Consider the following 1252-nt stretch of genomic DNA (forward strand, 5'->3'; position numbering starts at 1 on the left):
CGTTTTATACCGGATGAAAAAGATGAATTAGGTGTACATCAAGAGTTAATGTTATCAGGCATTGTTACAGGTAGCTTATATGAAGAGCATTGGCAACTTCCTAAAAAGAATGTCGATTTCTATGATCTTAAAGGTGATATTGAATCAATCTTTTCTCTTTTAGGCTGTGCGGATAAAGTGCAGTTTAAAAAAGCTCAACTACCTGCCTTGCATCCTGGGCAAAGTGCTACTATCTATTTGAATGATGAGCTATTAGGCTATCTAGGTGTCTTACATCCAGAAATTGAAAAAAAATTATCTTTAAATAGTAAAACACTTGTTTTTGAAATAAATTTAGCTAAAATTAATAACAAGACAGTACCTGTTGCTCAAGACTTATCAAAGTATCCTTCGAACAAACGAGATATAGCTATTGTGGTATCAAATACAATTCCAGTAGCTGATATTATTTCTGAGTGTAAGCGGGCTGGTGGTGAGCAACTTATTAAAGTTAATTTGTTTGATGTTTACCAAGGTGAAAATATCAAAGAAAATCAAAAAAGTCTTGCTATCAGTTTGATTTTACAAGATAAATCACGTACACTTGAAGAAGAAGATATAACAAACATTGTAAGTAAATGCGTTACTGCTTTACAAAATCGTTTTAAAGCCCTATTAAGAGAATAATAATATGACATTAACTAAAGCTGATATTGCAGATCGTCTTGCCGAAAAATTTACCATTGATCGTCAAGAAGCTAAAGTCCTTGTTGAACTCTTTTTTGAAGAGATTCGAGTGGCTTTGGAAAAAGGGGAGCCAGTAAAATTATCTGGATTTGGTAATTTTTCGGTACGAGATAAAAACTCACGCCCTGGTCGAAATCCTAAAACAGGAGAAAGTGTTGATATCTCAGCTCGCCGCGTTGTTACCTTTAGACCTGGAATTAAATTCAGAGAGCGTGTAGAAAAAAATTTAGTTATTTAATATTAAGTTCTTATTCTGCTTGCTTAATATAATAGCCTTTCTCTTATTAAAAACACTGGAAAGGCTAACTTTTATTTATAAAAATACTTGTATTAATTTTTTAAATAAAGCATAATAGCCATTCTTCAATGGAGGCTCTATGGGTCCTCTTGCAACATTTTTTTGCTCATCAGGTCAGGTCCGGAAGGAAGCAGCCAAGGTAAAAAATATGTGTGTGGGATGTGGCTGATAGAGTCTCCTCCAAGGCGTATTTTATAGTAAATTTATCTATTTTTAAAAATTATAAAT

The 1252-nt window shown here is 33.1% G+C and carries 1 protein-coding gene, 1 other RNA gene and 1 pseudogene; all 3 read left to right on the top strand.

All coding sequences use genetic code 11. The annotated features are described in order from the left end of the window. Positions 1 to 666, top strand: a pseudogene (gene pheT, locus A9G30_RS06020) (phenylalanine--tRNA ligase subunit beta); the annotation flags it as partial. A gap of 4 nt (positions 667 to 670) precedes the next feature. Beyond that, complete coding sequence (locus A9G30_RS06025) at positions 671 to 964, top strand: integration host factor subunit alpha (RefSeq protein ID WP_065566618.1); 294 nt, start codon at positions 671 to 673, stop codon at positions 962 to 964. 138 nt (positions 965 to 1102) lie between these two features. After that, positions 1103 to 1198: signal recognition particle sRNA small type (gene ffs / locus A9G30_RS06030), an RNA gene on the top strand. Positions 1199 to 1252 lie beyond the last annotated feature (54 nt).

The sequence above is a fragment of the Gilliamella sp. Fer4-1 genome (genome assembly GCF_001690515.1).
Lineage (GTDB): Bacteria > Pseudomonadota > Gammaproteobacteria > Enterobacterales > Orbaceae > Gilliamella > Gilliamella apicola_C.

Coding starts and splice junctions, on each gene's coding strand:
- A9G30_RS06025 (WP_065566618.1), top strand. CDS start 671: ATGACATTAACTAAAGCTGATATTGCAGATCGTCTTGCCGAAAAATTT.